We start from the raw sequence: 15152 nt of genomic DNA, 5'->3' as shown, positions 1-15152 counted from the left end.
CTGTGGCGAACGGGGGTGTTTGCATCGAACGGCATGGGTAATTTCGCTTGCTTGGATCAGTGTTCAATTTAGCAAGGTGTTGTGTGCCGGTTGTTTTCGCCATGTATCGGGATCATGACAATGGGCGCGCCTGGTCATCAACGACATCGACCCGGCAAGTCGCCGGCACCTCACCATACAGCCGCATTAACGCACTCGCCACGCCATTGGTCCAGCCAAACCCATCCTGCAGCGGATACTCGCCGCCACCGCCGCCCTTGGCGTGCGCATCGCAGGGTTCGATGCGGTATTTCTCCACCAGTTTGCATTGGTGGGTGTAGAGGGTGGCCACGGTGGCCAGCCAGCGTTGCGCGATCTCGCGCGCCAGCGAATCGTGGCCGTAGCGCGCCAGGCCGCGCACGGCCAGCCATTGCAGCGGCGCCCACCCGTTGGGATGGTCCCATTGCTGGCCCGACGTCGCTTCCGTCGTGGCCAGGCCGCCCGTGTCGAGCAGCCGTGCGGAGATGGCCTGTGCCACCGCCTGTGCTTGCGCGGGCTGCGCAAGACCGAGGTAAAGCGGCATCACCGTGGCGGCGGTCAGGCATGAGCGCAGCTCACCGCGGCACCAGTCGTAGTCGACAAAAATGCCGGCCGCATCGTCCCACATGTGCTGCATGATGGCGGCCTCGCGCCGTTGTGCGGCAGCGCGGTACGCGCGGGCTTCAGCATCGCCCACCTGTTGGCACAGCCCGGCAAGCCGTGTTTCCAGGTGCCACAGCAAGGCGTTCAGGTCGACGGGCAGCAGCGCGGTGGTACGGATGGTGGCGAGGTCGGCCCGTTGCGCGGCGGCCGGCGTTTCGAGCCAGCGCGAGCTGAAGTCCCAGCCGGATTCCGCCGCGGCGCGCAGGTCGCGGAACACAGTATGGTGGGGGCGGCCGCTGCGCTCGGCGGTCTCCATATCTTCCAGGAAGGCTTCCTCGCGCGGGCAGGGGCGGTCATCCCAGTAGCGGTTGAGCAGCGCGCCGTCGGGCAGGCGGATGGCGCGACGATGCGCGTGACCGGGCCGCAGCCCCTCAGCGCCATCCATCCAGAATGCGTATTCGCGCCGCAACTGCGGCAGGAAGTCGATGGCGCGAGCCGCTTGCTCCTGTTCGAGCAGGTCCACCATCAGCGCGAACACCGGCGGCTGCGAGCGGCTCAGGTAGTAGTTGCGCGTGCCGTTCGGCACCAGCCCGTAGGTGTCGATCAGGTAGGCGAAGTTCTGCGCCATCTCAACCAGCAATTCGCCGCGGCCGCTGCCCGCCAGGCCCACCATGGTGAAGTACGAATCCCAGTAGTACAGCTCGCCGAAGCGCCCGCCGGGCACCACATAGCGGTGCGGCAGCGGCAACAGCGAAGACAGCGGCGGGTGCGCAACGGGCTCGCGCGTCAGCACCGGCCACAGGCCTTCGATATGTTCGCGCAGCTTGCAGGCCGGGTCCGACACATAGTGGCTGTCCGGCACGGACGCGCGCCTGAAATGCGCCTGCACGAAATCGGGCAGGCAGAAGCCCGGCATCGTGCGCAGTGCGCGGTAGCGCGCCACGATCAGCTCGGGGTCGCAGATGGGAACGCAGTCCGGAAAGGTCTTGCTGTCGGCAAACAGGCCGCTGTGCTGTACGTCGACAAAGAGTTCGCCATAGCGCGCGGCCGGCGACAGCGCATCGGCCTGCGCGCAGCTTGTCAGCACATGCGGCGGCGGGCATTCGCGGTGCGCGGGCAGCGGTGCGCTGGCCACGGCGTGGACCTTGGCAGGCGCCGCCGACGGACCGGCGACCGCGCCGGCGCCATCGGGCGTGGCCGGATCGGTGCGCGGCACCGTGTAGGCGCCGTTTACCGGGGCCGCAACCGGCGCCGGTTGTGGCGCCATGGCGGGATCATTGTTCGGCATAGTTCCAGAGCAGGCCGCCATCGATCAGCATGGTCGCGCCGGTAATGTAATCCGCGTCGCTGCTCGCCAGGAATGCCGCCAGCGCGGCGACGTCCTCCGGCGTGCCCAGCCGGCGCAGCGGGATATTGGCCAGCAGGCCGCGCAGTGCAGCCGGCTGTGCCTGCACGTCCTGGTTCATTGCCGTGCCGATGGCGCCAGGCGCGATGTTGTTGACGGTGATGCCGAGCGGCGCCAGCTCGATCGCCAGGTTGCGCATCATCATGCGCAGCCCGCCCTTGCTGGCGCAATAGCTGGTGAAGTGCGGGAACGACAGGTCCTCGTGCACCGAGCTGATATTGATGATCCTGCCCCCTGCCCCGGCGTCGCGCCGGTGGCGCGCAAAGGCCTGGGCCAGGAAGCATGGTCCCTTCAGGTTGATGTCGAGCACGCGGTCGGCTTCGGTCATCTCGAGGAAAGGAACGCGGAGCTCGATGCCGGCATTGTTGACCAGCACATCGATGCCGCCTGCCGCGGCCAGCGCCTGGTCCATCATTCGCGTGATATCGGCCACGCGGCCGACATCGCCCGCCACCAGCCATGCGTTGCCGCCGGTATCGCGAACCGCCTGCGCCGCCTGCTGTGCGCGCTCGTCGTCCCGGTGCACCGCGAGCACGACGCCGGCGCCTTCCTGCGCCAGCCGGATCGCGATCGCACGGCCGATGCCGCTGGCACTGCCGGTCACGAGTGCGGTCTTGCCTGTCAGCTTCATGGGGCGTCTCCATGCGTCAGCCGACGGCGCTGGCGCCGGCGGCTTATGAGCATTAGGAGCGGTGCCTTCCCGAGAAGTTCTCGGCGATGGCTGTTCGCGCAGCGCAACGCATTGCGGTTGTGGCGCATGCGGCAAGCCTGCGGGCTTGCGACCTTACACTTCCTTCTCCCCATGCTGCGCCGCCACCGCCGGTGCCGCCTCCTTCACGCCGAGCTGCATGAAGATCCATCCCGACGCGCAGGGAATCAAACCCATGCAGATAAAGGTGGCATGGAAGCCGGCAGCACCCGCGGTATCGCCACCGAAGCACTGCTGGAAGGTCGCGTTGCAGCGCTGGGGTTTGCTCCAGGTTCTGGCTGGCCCACCGCCTCCTATTCGAGGCGCTGGCACGCATCCCGGCTGAAGTAGGCAAGCCGGTGCAGCCGCCATGGTGCCTGTGCACTGTCGCGGCAATAGCCATAGCGGAAAACGTCTTCCACCGCGGGCAGGTCATAGCGCAAGTCGGTGAACCAGACGCACGCGGGCGCGTCATCCGCGGGCAACTGCGGCAAGCCCGAGATAGCGGACAAGGCCGGATAGGCCGCAAATTGCCTGAAGTCCGCAAAGTCCGGCCGCATCCAGAGCTGCCATGCCAGCGCCCGCTCAGCCGGCGCGTCCGGCAGCCGTGGCCGCGGTGTCCAGGCCATGCGCTCTGGTGGCACATAGGCCCTGGCCATGGCGGGCAGGCTTCCCAGCGCTTGCCATGGCGGCACCCAGGCCGGGTGTCCGGCCAGGTTGATGTGGGCGACGCGGTACCCCGTGTCCACGCGGGCGATCAGTTTCCAGTTGAACGGGGAAAACGGCTGGGGCAGCGCGTCCACTTCCTGCGCCTGGATGCCAGCCACGCGCAACGATTCGTTGCCCAGCTCCAGCGCCCGATCCCTGAGCACTCCCTGGCCGCCGACATAGGCGCAGAGCAGCGCCATGCCAGCCAGTGCCCAACGGCGCCGCTGCGTTTGCCTGAACAGTGCCAGGGCCAGGCCGGCCACGACGATGGCGCTCAGCAGCGGGTCCACCAGGAAGCTGGTGCCAAGGCTGAAGCGCCGCTCTGACCAGGGGTAGAGGATGCGGGTGCCGTAGACCGTGATCAGGTCCAGCGCGATGTGGCTGGCGAGCCCGACGCAACCGATGGCGAGCGCTTCCCGCCAGACCGTCCGTCTTCGCACCAGCAGGCAACACACGGCGGTGAGCAACCCCGCCCAGACGGGCAGCAGCAGCAGCAGCGAATGCGTCGGTCCCTGGTGCCACTGCGCAAGGAAGCGCAGCGGATGAATCAGGAAACCCAGGAAGTCGGCATCCGGGAAGGCCCCGGCGGCGGCACCAAGAAGCAGGCGCTCGCGTGTGTCCAGCCGCCGGCCGGGCATGGCGAGCGCGGCCTGCGCGCCCATCAACGCATGGGTGATCGTGTCCATCCGGCCTGGGCGGGTCCCGCTGCGGAACCGGGGAGGCGATACGAGGCCAGGCGCTCGGCGAAGCGCAGCTGCCGTTCGAGCCAGGCTTGCGTGCGGGAAGCCCCCGGCGAACTGTCGCGCAACCAGAAGCCGAAGGTGGAGACAAAGATGCCGGTCAGCACAACCTCTCCCACCTCCCTGCGCCAGCCGGAGTCGGGCAGGCTGGCGGACTCGCGCAGCCATTGCACGGTGCGGCTGATATCCAGCAGGCCCTGCAGCTGCAGGTGCAGGTGCTCTGGCTGCAGCTTGTAGCGCAGCATTTCGGCGGTGAGCCGCCGGTGCGGGGCCAGCGCTTCCAGCCAGGCGAGGATGGCCTGCTCGAGGCGCTCACGGTAAGACAGCGCGCCCCAGCCTTCACGCGCGGCGGCGCGCACCAGCGCAAGATCGGCCCGTTCGAACCAGGCCTCGGCCAGGTCATCCTTCTGCTGGTAGTGCCGGTATATGTCCGCCAGGCCGATGTCCATGGAAGCGGCGATGTCATGGAGATGCAGCGCATCCCAGCCCTTGCGCTCGGCGAGCATCAGGGCAACCTCCAGGATTCGGGCGGCCAGGGCTGCATCGTCGTTCATCGCTTCACTATCCTCGCGCATCCACATGCATGCTTACCTCTCAGCATAGGAAGGCCGAGGCGGGGGCAGGGCCGGTTTCTGACCCAAGTGCGCGATGCCGCCCCAGGCTGGTATCCAGTACGGCACCTGGCGAGCGGTCCGTGCCTCGACAATTCCCGCGGGCAACCTATCTTAAGGGTGTGTGTGTCACTCCCCGCCGCGATCCAAAAAGCCGCCTTGCATGAGCCAGGATTCGCCTCCCACCCAAAGCTTCGATGATGCCGTGCTCGGCATCGTGCGCGAGATGTCGTCGGCAATGCACCAGCCGGCCGAAGCCGAGGCAGCGGTCTCGCTGGACAGCGCCCTTGAAGGCGACCTGGGCTTCGACAGCCTGACGCGTGCCGAGCTGCTGACGCGCATCGAGCACAGCTTCGGTGTGAGCCTGCCGGAGCAGGTGCTGGCCCAGGCCGACACCCCGCGCGCGCTGCTGCGCGCCTTGCTCGCCGCCAAGGACCTGCCGCCGGGAACCAGCGGCGCGCACCTGAAGCTCGCCCGCCCTGCGCCGGCGTCACAGGCGCCCGACGCCGCCGCGACCTTGCCGGACGTGCTGCGCTGGCACGTGCGCAGTCACCCGGACCGCACCCACATCGTCCTGCATGACGGCGCTGGCGAAGACACGACGATCAGCTTCGCGCAGTTGCACAGCCGCGCCGCGGCCATCGCCGCCGGGCTGGCCGGTCACGGCCTGCAGCCCGGCATGGCCGTGGCCATCATGCTGCCCACCAGCGCCGAGTACTTCTATAGCTTCTGCGGCGTGCTGCTGGCGGGCGGCATCCCGGTGCCGCTCTATCCACCGGCGCGGCTGGCGCAGATCGGCGACCACCTGCAGCGCCACGCCGGCATCCTGGCCAATGCACAGGCCCCGATCCTGATCACGGTGCCGCAGGCCCGGCCCCTGGCGGCACTGCTCAAGGCCGGCACGGGAACGCTGCACAGCGTGCTGACGCCGGCGGAGCTGGAGGACAGCGGCGGCGCCGCGCTCCATGAGCAGCAACCTGCGATGCCGCGCACGCACGACATCGCCCTGCTGCAATACACCTCGGGCAGCACCGGCTCGCCCAAGGGCGTGGTGCTGACCCATGCCAACCTGCTCGCCAGCCTGCGGGCGATGGGCAAGACGCTGGCCGTCAGCTCGCAGGACGTCTTCGTCAGCTGGCTGCCGCTCTATCACGACATGGGCCTGATCGGCGCGTGGCTGGGCAGCCTGTACTACGCGTACCCGCTGGTGGTGATGTCGCCGCTCGCCTTCCTGGCGCGGCCCGAGCGCTGGCTCTGGGCGATCCACAAGTACCGCGGCACGCTTTCCGGCGGCCCCAACTTTGCCTACGAACTGTGCCTGCGCAAGCTGACCAATGCCGACCTGTCCGGGCTGGACCTCTCAAGCTGGCGCTTCGCCTTCAATGGCGCCGAGCCGGTGAGCCTGCCGGCCATGCGCGCCTTCATGGCACGCTTCGCCGCTTATGGCCTGCGCCCGCAGGCCGCCGCACCGGTGTATGGACTGGCGGAGGCCACGCTGGGCCTGACCTTTCCGCCGCTGGGCCGCGGGCTGGTGGCCGACCGTATCGACCGTGCCGCTTTCACGCGCACTGCCGTTGCCGTACCAGCCGGTGACCGCGAGAGCTCCGACGAGCGCGACACCATCGAATTCCCCTCCTGCGGCCGGCCGATCCCCGGCCACGAAGTCCGCATCGTCGACGCCACCGGCCACGAACTGGCCGAGCGGCACGAGGGCTTGCTGCAGTTCCGCGGTCCTTCGGCCACCAGCGGCTATTTCCGCAATCCCGCGCAAACCCGCCAGTTGTTCGACCGCGGCTGGCTGAACACCGGCGACTATGCCTACATCGCCGCCGACGAGGTCTTCATTACCGGGCGCGCCAAGGAGACCATCGTGCGCGGCGGCCGCAATATCTATCCCTACGAGCTGGAGCAGGCCATCGGCGCCATCCCGGGCATACGCAAGGGCTGCGTGGCCGTCTTCGGCAGCCCCGATCCGCAGAGCGGCACCGAGCGCATCGTGGTGATGGCGGAGACTGCCGAGAAGGATGTGCAGGCGCGCCGCGCGCTGCACCGGGAGGCGCTGAAGACCGCCCTCGACGTACTGGGCATCCCGCCCGACCATATCGCGCTGGTGCCGCCGCACACCATCCTGAAGACGTCGAGCGGCAAGATCCGCCGCGCCGCCTGTCGCGAGCGCTTCGAGCACGGACGCCCTGGCCGCGGCGTGGCAGCGCCCTGGCTGCAGATCGCGCGTTTTGGCTGGCGGGCCTTGCGGCCAGAGTTGCGGCGTGGCTGGCAGGCCGCCGCGGGCCTGTCATACGCCGGCTATGTCTGGCTGCTGTTCGCGGCGCTGGCGCCGGCGACCTGGCTGGGCTCGGTGGCGCTGCACCGGCCCGAACGGGGCTGGGCCCTCAGCCACCGCGCCGCGCGGCTGCTGCTGCGGCTGGCCCGGGTACCGTGGTTCGTGCAAGGGCTGGAACACCTGCCGCGCGGGCGCCCCTGCATCCTGGTGGCGAACCACGCCAGCTACCTCGACGGCATCGTGCTGGTGGCGGCCCTGCCCGCGCCGGTGTGCATGGTCGCCAAGCGCGAACTGCAGGGCCAGCGCATTCCCGGCGCCTACCTGACCAGCATCGGCGCCGACTTCATCGACCGCTTCGACACCGTGCGCGAGCACGAGGACGTAGAGCGCGTGGTGGCGGCAGTGCGCGCCGGGCACTCGGCGCTGTTCTTCCCCGAAGGCACTTTCAGGCGCGCGCCGGGACTGCAGCCGTTCCGCTCCGGCGCCTTCCTGGCGGCCGCGCGGGCTGGCGCGCCGGTGGTGCCCGTTGCAATCCGCGGGACCCGTTCGGTGCTGCGCGAGGGCCAGTGGCTGCCGCGCCGCGGCCCGATCGGCGTGGTCTTCGGCAACCCGCTCTGGCCGGACGGCAATGACTGGCCGGCCGCGATGCGCCTGCGCAACACCGCCCGCGCGGAGATCCTGCACTATTGCGGCGAGCCGGATGCCCGGCGCATGACGTACCGGGATCCGAGACGGGCCTGATGTCCCGTGTGCCGCGAGGAACTTGCCATGACATCTGCTGACGGAGCAGGACACTAGCCTGAACCGGCTGGCCACCCCCTGGAAGGCATGGATACCTTTGCCACCGCCCCGATGTGGGCCGGCTTCCTGATCCTGGTGCTGGGGACGCTGGTGGTGGACGTCTTCGTCCTGGGCGGCCGGCACGCGCACCGCGTTTCGACGCGTGAGGCGCTGGGCTGGACCCTGGTCTGGACGACCCTGGCCGTGCTCTTCGGCATCGCGCTCTGGTGGCTGCTGGCCGAGAGCGCCGGACGCGAGTTGGCGAATCGCAAGGTGCTGGAGTTCTATACTGGCTACCTCATCGAGTTGTCGCTGTCGGTCGACAATATGTTCGTGTTCGCGATGATCTTCGGCTATTTCGCGGTGCCGCCGGAGTTGCAGCGCAGGGTGCTGCTGTTCGGCGTGGTCGGCGCCATCCTGATGCGCGCTGTCATGATCCTGGTCGGCGTATGGCTGATCAGCGAATTCTCATGGATGCTCTACGTGTTCGGCGTGTTCCTGCTGTTCACCGGCATCAAGATGCTGTTCGTCTCCAGGCGCTCCCCCGACCTCTCGCGCAATCCCATCGTTCGCTTCCTGTGTGCGCATATGCGGATCACGCCGGATTATCACGGCGAGCGCTTCTTCGTGCGCATGGACGGCCTGCGCTACGCGACGCCGATGTTCCTGGTGGTGCTGCTGGTCGAGGCGACCGACCTGGTGTTTGCCGTCGACAGCATTCCGGCCATCTTCGCCGTCACTACCGACCCCTTCATCGTCTTCACCTCGAACATTTTCGCCATCATGGGGCTGCGGGCCCTGTATTTCCTGCTGGCCAACCTGGCGCAGCAATTCCACTACCTGAAGTACGGCCTGGCCATCGTGCTTGCCTTCATCGGCGCCAAGATGCTGGCCGAGCCGTGGTTCCATGTGCCGGTGCACTGGTCTCTCGGCGCCGTGGCCATGACGTTGTTGGTGTCCGTCCTGATCAGCCGGGCCAGGGCCAGGCGGACGCTTGCGCACGCCGGCGACGAGCTGGGCGCTCACTGCGCGTCGCGCGAGCACAGGGCCGGGAACCGGCGCACATAAGGAGCAATTCCATGAACAAGATCGTGCTTGCGACCGACGGGTCGGCCTATAGCAATGCGGCCGCCCGCTACCTGGTACAGAATCCTCTGCTCAGCCGCGATTTCGTCGTGCACGTGGTGCACTGCGAACCGGATGTGCCTGGCGACATCAAGACCTTCGTCGACCGGGCGACCATCGACGCCTGGCATCGCGAACAGAACGATATGGCGATGAAGCCGGTGGCCGATATCCTGAGCGAAGCGGGCATTGCTTTCGAGCGCCATGGCTTCACAGGCTTCGCCCCGGCCCTCATCGTCGAGTATGCGAGCGCTATCGGCGCCAACCTGATCGTGATGGGTTCGCACGGCCGCGGCGGCTTCCTCGATGCCATCGTCGGCTCGGTGGCCAGGCGCGTGCTCGCCCATGCGCACTGCCCGGTGCTGCTGGTCAAGAGCTAGTGCGCGGTTGGCCGCCATGCGGCGCGGCTCAGAGGGCGGCGCGCAGGCCCAGGAAGAAGCGCCGTCCAGGCGCCGGCTCGAAATACCGTCCGTTGGCCTCGTTGACGATCACCGAGCCGATATAGCGCCGGTCGGTGAGGTTGTCGATGCGGCCAAAGACGTAGAGCCGCGTCTGACCGATTCGAAATTCATAGCCGGCGCGCAGGTTGAAGATGGCGTAGCCCGGCGCGGACTGCGTATTGAGGTCGTCGGCATAGAAGCGGCTGTCGACACGCATCTCCGCGCCCAGCGTCAGCGGGGCCAGCGGCCGCCATGACAGGTCCGCGCTCAGGCTGTGGCGCGCGGTGCCGGGCAGGCGGTTGCCGGCGGCCACGGCCTGGCCCTGGGCGTTGACGAAGCTGTCGCCGAAGTACGCATCGAGCCAGGTATAGGCCAGTCCCGCCTCGATGCGGCTGCCGCCGCCTTGCCCCGGTGTTCCCACCTCCCCGAGAAAACCCCCGCGCCAGCCCAGCTCGAAGCCGCGCCGGTGCACCCCGCTGACATTCTGGAAGACGGCGCGGCCGGCATTGTTCGATTGCGGCACCACTTCGTCATGGCTGCTGGCATCGAACAGCGCCGCCTCCAGCCGCTGCCCTGCCGCCTGCCATTTGATGCCGATCTCGCCCTGGCGGCTGGCCGATGCCTGCAGACCGAGGTTGCTGCCGACACCGCCGGGGCCGTAGGCAACCTCGGTCAGCGTCGGCGTCTCGAAGCCCCGGCCGAGGTTGGCGTAGACGTTCAGTGAATCGAGCGCATGCCACACCAGCCCGAGCACCGGGCTGACGTTGCTGTAGGTGGAGCTGCCACTGTCATCGGGGCTGGCCGCGGTGATGAAACGATCGTCAATGCCCAGTCGTACCCGGCTGGCGCGCACGCCGCCCACCAGTTGCCAGGCCGGATGGAAGGTCCAGTCGAATTGCGCAAAGGCGCCGAGGTCGGTCGCGGTATTGGTCTCGTCGCGGCGCAGCGCGCCCTGCCTGCCATCCTGGTTGACGTAGCCCTGGCGGCCGTCGCGCATGCCGTTGGCTTCCAGTCCCGCGGTCCACAACAGCGGCAGGCCGTTGGCGGTGGTGCGCCGGCTCCATGACAGCGCGGCGCCGCCATAGGTGCGGTCGAGGTCGACGATGCCACCCGCCGAGGTGGGCGCGGCGCCGCTGAAGCCGAGCCGCTGGTACAGGTTGCGCGTGCCGCCGTAGAGGCGCGCGGAGAGGCTGTCGGTCCCGGTGAGCTGGTGATCGACCACCACACCGGCCTGGGCCTGTTCGACGTTCTTGCCGGTATCGAACTGGGTCGCGGCGGCGACCGCCTGGCGCGGGTTGGCAGCGGCCTGCGCGCGCGTGAGGCCGAGCGGGTCCTGTGCCAGCGGCTGGTTGAAGTAGTTGAACTGGCCAGACACGCGCGTGCCGCTCGCGGGCTGCGCGACCACCCTCGCATTGAGCTGGTAGCGGCGCGCTGCGCTGTGGTCGCGGTAGCCGTCGGTCTGGTAAGTCCAGGCATCGAGCGTGGCGCCGAGCCGGTCATTGCCGCCGGCGAGCGCCACGCCGGCCTGCCACTGGCCGTCCGAGCCGAAGCCGGTCGAGGCGCGGCCGGTGAAGCCGTCCTTGGGCGGATCCGGCGTGAACACCTGCACCACGCCGCCGGAGGCGTTGCCGTACATCTGCGCGAACGGGCCACGCAGCACTTCCACGCGGCTGGCGTTGGCGAGGTCGGCGGTGGAAGCCTGCCCCTGCCCGTCGGGCATGGTCGCCGGGATGCCATCGACATAGAGCCGCACGCCACGCTCGCCGAAGGTCGAACGCGTGCCGAAGCCGCGCACCGCGAGCTGCAGGTCCTGCGAGTAGTTCTGTCGGTCGCGCACCGCCACGCCGGGCACGCCGGCCAGCACCTCGGACAGGTTCACCAGCGGCGAGGCACTGCGCAGCGGGTCGACCGGTACGCTGTCCACCGCGGCGGGCGCGTCGAAGCGGCGCTGCTCGCTGCGGGTGGCGCTGACCACGACATCGGGCAGGGTTTCGGCGGTGGCCGCGGCTTCTGAGGCGTCCGCGGCATGCGCGCCGGGACCGGCCAGCGCCAGGACGGCCAGCGCCAGCGCCTGCCGCGCCGGGATCGCGATCGGGTTCGGGACAAGCGGACGGTGCTGCTGCCGGACCGCCGAACGCTGCGTGCCGCCTGGTCTCATGGTTGTCGGAAGCGGTTGCGGGTCCTGGCGCCCCCGTGGGAATCGCGACGGGACGCCAGGCACGGGTGGATGTGTCGCAACTTTAGCGTGTCCGGAACGTCATTGCCACGCGTGGCGCGGCGGGGAAAACCCGCGCCTCCAAGCGCTGCGGCACTCGCCGGGCCTATATTCAGAAAATTTCAACAACTAGTTGTGGGAACGTCTACGCAACCGACCCGCGGACTCCCTACACTGCATTCATCACCCGCCGCACCCGTACCAACCCATTACGCGATGCAGCATAAGGGTATTCAGATTTTTGAAACCATCACCGGAGCCGACACCATGAACACCGAATCCACCCGCGTTGCCATTGTCTTCCACAGCGGCTATGGCCACACCGCCAGGCAAGCCCAGGCCGTTGCCCGCGGCGCCGGCAGCGTCGCCGGTGCGCAAAGCCTGCTGATCCCGGTGGAAGACATCGACCAGCACTGGGACACGCTGGAACAGGTCGATGCCATCATCTTCGGCGCGCCGACCTACATGGGCAGCGCCTCGGCGCAGTTCAAGGGCTTTATGGACGCCACCTCGCGCAATGTGTTCGCCAAGGGCGGCAAGTGGGCCAACAAGGTCGCGGCCGGCTTTACCAACGCCGCCTCGCGTTCGGGCGACAAGCTGGCCACGCTGCAGCAGATGGCGATCTTCGCCGCGCAGCACGGCATGCACTGGGTCAACCTGGGCCTGCCCCCGGGCCACAACAACTCCAAGTCGACCGAAGATACGCTGAACCGCCACGGCTTCTTCCTGGGTGCGGCCGCGCAATCCAACGCCGATGAAAGCGCGGACGTGGTGCCGCCGCTGGCTGACCTGCGCACTGCCGAGCATCTTGGCGCGCGTGTCGCGGAAGTGGCGCAGCAACTGGCTGCGGGGCGGCGCGCGCTGGAAACGCTGAAGCAGGCGGCCTGAGAGTGTTTTCTCCCCTATGGGCGGGCGCGCAGGCGTTTTTCCAGACGCGCTGGTCGGCCGGCCTGGCGGCCATCCACGGGTGCAGGCAAGCCTTGCCTTGCTGCTGCGCGCCTCGTGCCCGTTTGAATGCCGCACCACCTGGGATCCTGCCAGGCTCAGTGAAGCGCGGCTGCTCGCGCTGGCGCGCGATCTCGCCGCACAAGGCGTGCGGCACTACGCCGTGCAGGCGTGCCGGACTGGCACGGTGGCGGTGCCAGGCGCCGCAAGCCTCAGCGCGCCGGCACAAGCCACGCTCGCTTCATGGTTCGACACCTTTGCCTACCGCGAGGCCTGAAGTGCCGCCAGTTGCGCCGTGCGTTCCGCCACGAAATCCCTTAGCGCCCGCAGCAACGGTGTCAGCTGGCGCCGCCCCGGCACCACCATATACAGCGGCGAGGGCTCGGTGCCCCAGTCCGTGCATAACGCCCGCAGCCGCCCCGCGGCGAGGTCGCCGGCCACATCGAGGCGAGCCTTGTAGGCGATGCCCTTTCCAAGCAGCGCCCAGCGGCGCACCGCGTCGCCGTCGTTGGAGACATTGAAGGCCCTGACGCGCACCGTCAGCGGCTCGGCCCCGTCGCGCGAGAAGCGCCAGCGGTCGTGGACTTCGTCGCCGAACATGTAGCACAGGCAGTTGTGCTCCGACAGCGCATGCGGCGTCTCCGGGATGCCGTGCTGCGCCAGGTATTGCGGCGCCGCGCACAGCACGCGGCGATTGTCCGGTGCGACCGGCAGCGCCACCAGGTTCGAATCGGGCGGCTCGCCGTAGCGAAAGGCGGCGTCCACCGGCTCGCTGTAGATATTGGCCACGCGGTCCGACAGGTGCAGCCGGATTTCCACCTGCGGATGCAGCGCCTGGAACGCATCGAGCCATGGCAGCAACAGGTTGCGGCCCAGGTCCGACGTTGCCGACAGCTTCAGCGCGCCGCGGAATTCCTGCACACCGGTCGCCAGTTGCTGGCCGATCTGCTGCAGCGCCTCCAGCGCCGGGCGGCCCTGCGCCAGCAGCAGTTCGCCATGCTGGGTCAGCCGCATGGTGCGCGTGGAGCGTACGAACAGCGGCACGCCCAGTTCCGCCTCCAGCCGCTTGAGCGCGGCGCTGGCGGCGGCGGGGGTCAGGTCCAGTGCGCGCGCGGCGGCGGACAGGCTGCCGCTGTCGGCGGTGCGCACGAAGATGTCCAGGTCTTGCAGGGCCTTCATCGGTCGGTTCTCGGGGGGGGGCGGATCGGATTTTCAAATACTAATTGATAGCGGCAGCCAACGAGTCAGGCTTTTTCAAACAGAAGGCAGGTGCGACGATGGCGCATCGTCACAATCCAGATCCCGCCATGACCTCAAGCCTGCTGTTCCATCCGCTGTCCCTCGGCCCGCTGGCCTTGCCCAACCGCATGGTGATGGCGCCGATGACCCGCTGCCGCACCACCCAGCCCGGCGACGTGCCCAACGCGCTGATGGCGTCGTATTACGCGCAGCGCGCCAGCGCCGGACTGATCGTCAGCGAAGCCACCCAGGTCTCGCGCCAGGGCCAGGGCTACAGCTTTACGCCGGGCATCTACACCGAGGCGCAGGTGCAGGGCTGGCGCCTGGTGACCGACGCCGTCCACCGCGCCGGCGGCCGCATCGTGCTGCAGCTCTGGCACGTGGGCCGCATGTCGCATGGGAGCTTCCATGCCGATGGTTTGCCAGTGGCGCCGTCGGCGCTGTCGCCGGATGCGCAGGTCTGGGTCGCTGGCGCCGATGGCGTCGGCCGCATGGTCGACTGCCCGCTGCCGCGCGCGCTGACCGAAGCCGATATCCGCGGCGTGATCGAGGACTTCCGCCGCGGCGCGGCCAACGCGATGCGCGCCGGCTTCGACGGTGTGGAGATCCATGGCGCCAACGGCTACCTGGTCGACCAGTTCCTGCGCACCACTTCCAACCATCGCACCGATGCCTACGGCGGCTCGACGGCGCACCGCATCCGCTTTGCCGAGGAAGTGGCCGCGGCGGTCGCGGGCGAAGCCGGCCCGGCGCGCACCGGCATGCGGCTGGCGCCGTTTATCACGCAGCGCAATATGAACTGCCCCGAGATCATCCCGACCATCCTGCAGCTCGCGCAGCGGCTTGATCGGCTGGGGCTGGCGTATCTGCACCTGTCCGAAGCCGACTGGGACGACGCGCCGCAGATTCCGGAGGGCTTCCGCCATGCGCTGCGCGAGGCGTACAGCGGCCGCGTGATCGTCGCGGGGAAGTATGACCAGCCGCGCGCAGAGCGCATCCTGGCGCAGGGGCTGGCGGATCTGGTGGCGTTCGGGCGGCCGTTTATCGCCAATCCCGACCTGCCGGCGCGCTATGCGGCTGGTGTGCCGTTGGCGGCGTTTGATAGTCGGAGTTTGTTTGGTGGGGATGAGCGGGGTTATACCGACTACGCGGTGGCGGCATAAGGAGCCAACAACCGCGCATCGGACGCTCGCGCATCTGAACAAGTCCACGAGCCCACGCGTACGCTCCCCTTGTATGTTCTCGGAACGTTGTTCTGAAGACAATGCAGAGGGATAGCGACCGGCAGAGTCGTCAATGTAGGATTGCTTGTTTTTCGTGGTTGGTGCGCCAAACCTGAAACCCCTCAGAGTTC

At 68.4% G+C, this 15152-nt stretch carries 12 protein-coding genes; 6 read left to right on the top strand and 6 right to left on the bottom strand.

The window, feature by feature from the left end; genetic code table 11:
• Positions 1-112: 112 nt before the first annotated feature.
• The 4 genes from treF to AB1I47_RS17465 form a co-directional block, all read right to left on the bottom strand.
• Positions 113-1888, bottom strand: coding sequence for an alpha,alpha-trehalase TreF (treF, locus tag AB1I47_RS17480; protein ID WP_354685002.1), 1776 nt, complete (start codon positions 1886-1888; stop codon positions 113-115).
• A gap of 7 nt (positions 1889-1895) precedes the next feature.
• Positions 1896-2657 (bottom strand): SDR family NAD(P)-dependent oxidoreductase, encoded by a 762-nt coding sequence (locus AB1I47_RS17475; RefSeq protein ID WP_354685001.1) that lies wholly within the window; start codon positions 2655-2657, stop codon positions 1896-1898.
• A 371-nt stretch (positions 2658-3028) separates the two neighbouring features.
• A complete protein-coding gene (locus AB1I47_RS17470; protein ID WP_354685000.1) occupies positions 3029-4108 on the bottom strand; it encodes a metal-dependent hydrolase in 1080 nt (359 codons plus the stop codon).
• Positions 4084-4716: a TetR family transcriptional regulator gene (locus tag AB1I47_RS17465; RefSeq protein WP_354684999.1), complete on the bottom strand. Its 633-nt coding sequence runs from the start codon at positions 4714-4716 to the stop codon at positions 4084-4086. Before AB1I47_RS17465 ends, AB1I47_RS17470 begins: the two co-directional genes overlap by 25 nt.
• A 220-nt stretch (positions 4717-4936) precedes the next feature.
• Here AB1I47_RS17465 and AB1I47_RS17460 point away from each other — a divergent pair, with 220 nt between their 5' ends.
• The 3 genes from AB1I47_RS17460 (at position 4937) to AB1I47_RS17450 (ending at position 9339) form a co-directional block, all read left to right on the top strand.
• Positions 4937-7795, top strand: a complete 2859-nt coding sequence (locus tag AB1I47_RS17460) for an AMP-binding protein (RefSeq protein ID WP_354684998.1) — start codon at positions 4937-4939, stop codon at positions 7793-7795.
• Between the two features lie 87 nt (positions 7796-7882).
• Complete coding sequence (locus tag AB1I47_RS17455) at positions 7883-8902, top strand: TerC family protein (protein WP_354684997.1); 1020 nt, start codon at positions 7883-7885, stop codon at positions 8900-8902.
• An 11-nt stretch (positions 8903-8913) separates the two neighbouring features.
• Positions 8914-9339, top strand: a complete 426-nt coding sequence (locus AB1I47_RS17450) for a universal stress protein (RefSeq protein ID WP_354684996.1) — start codon at positions 8914-8916, stop codon at positions 9337-9339.
• Positions 9340-9367: 28 nt separating this feature from the next.
• On the opposite strand, the gene AB1I47_RS17445 is transcribed toward AB1I47_RS17450, so the two are convergent.
• Positions 9368-11557 (bottom strand): TonB-dependent receptor family protein, encoded by a 2190-nt coding sequence (locus AB1I47_RS17445; RefSeq protein WP_354684995.1) that lies wholly within the window; start codon positions 11555-11557, stop codon positions 9368-9370.
• 324 nt (positions 11558-11881) lie between these two features.
• Here AB1I47_RS17445 and AB1I47_RS17440 point away from each other — a divergent pair, with 324 nt between their 5' ends.
• A complete protein-coding gene (locus AB1I47_RS17440) occupies positions 11882-12502 on the top strand; it encodes a flavodoxin family protein (RefSeq protein ID WP_354684994.1) in 621 nt (206 codons plus the stop codon).
• A 79-nt stretch (positions 12503-12581) separates the two neighbouring features.
• Positions 12582-12836, top strand: coding sequence for a hypothetical protein (locus AB1I47_RS17435; protein WP_354684993.1), 255 nt, complete (start codon positions 12582-12584; stop codon positions 12834-12836).
• Here the strand turns inward: AB1I47_RS17435 and AB1I47_RS17430 are convergent.
• Positions 12821-13738, bottom strand: a complete 918-nt coding sequence (locus AB1I47_RS17430; protein ID WP_354684992.1) for a LysR family transcriptional regulator — start codon at positions 13736-13738, stop codon at positions 12821-12823. The two genes, AB1I47_RS17435 and AB1I47_RS17430, sit on opposite strands and share 16 nt — an antisense overlap.
• A gap of 128 nt (positions 13739-13866) precedes the next feature.
• Between AB1I47_RS17430 and AB1I47_RS17425 the strand changes: the two genes are divergently transcribed.
• On the top strand, positions 13867-14961 hold the full coding sequence (locus tag AB1I47_RS17425) for an alkene reductase (RefSeq protein WP_354684991.1): 1095 nt from the start codon (positions 13867-13869) through the stop codon (positions 14959-14961).
• Positions 14962-15152: the final 191 nt, after the last annotated feature.

This window comes from Cupriavidus necator (genome assembly GCF_040578825.1).
Classification (GTDB): Bacteria; Pseudomonadota; Gammaproteobacteria; order Burkholderiales; family Burkholderiaceae; genus Cupriavidus; species Cupriavidus necator_E.
This window is presented reverse-complemented; position numbering and strand designations above follow the sequence as displayed.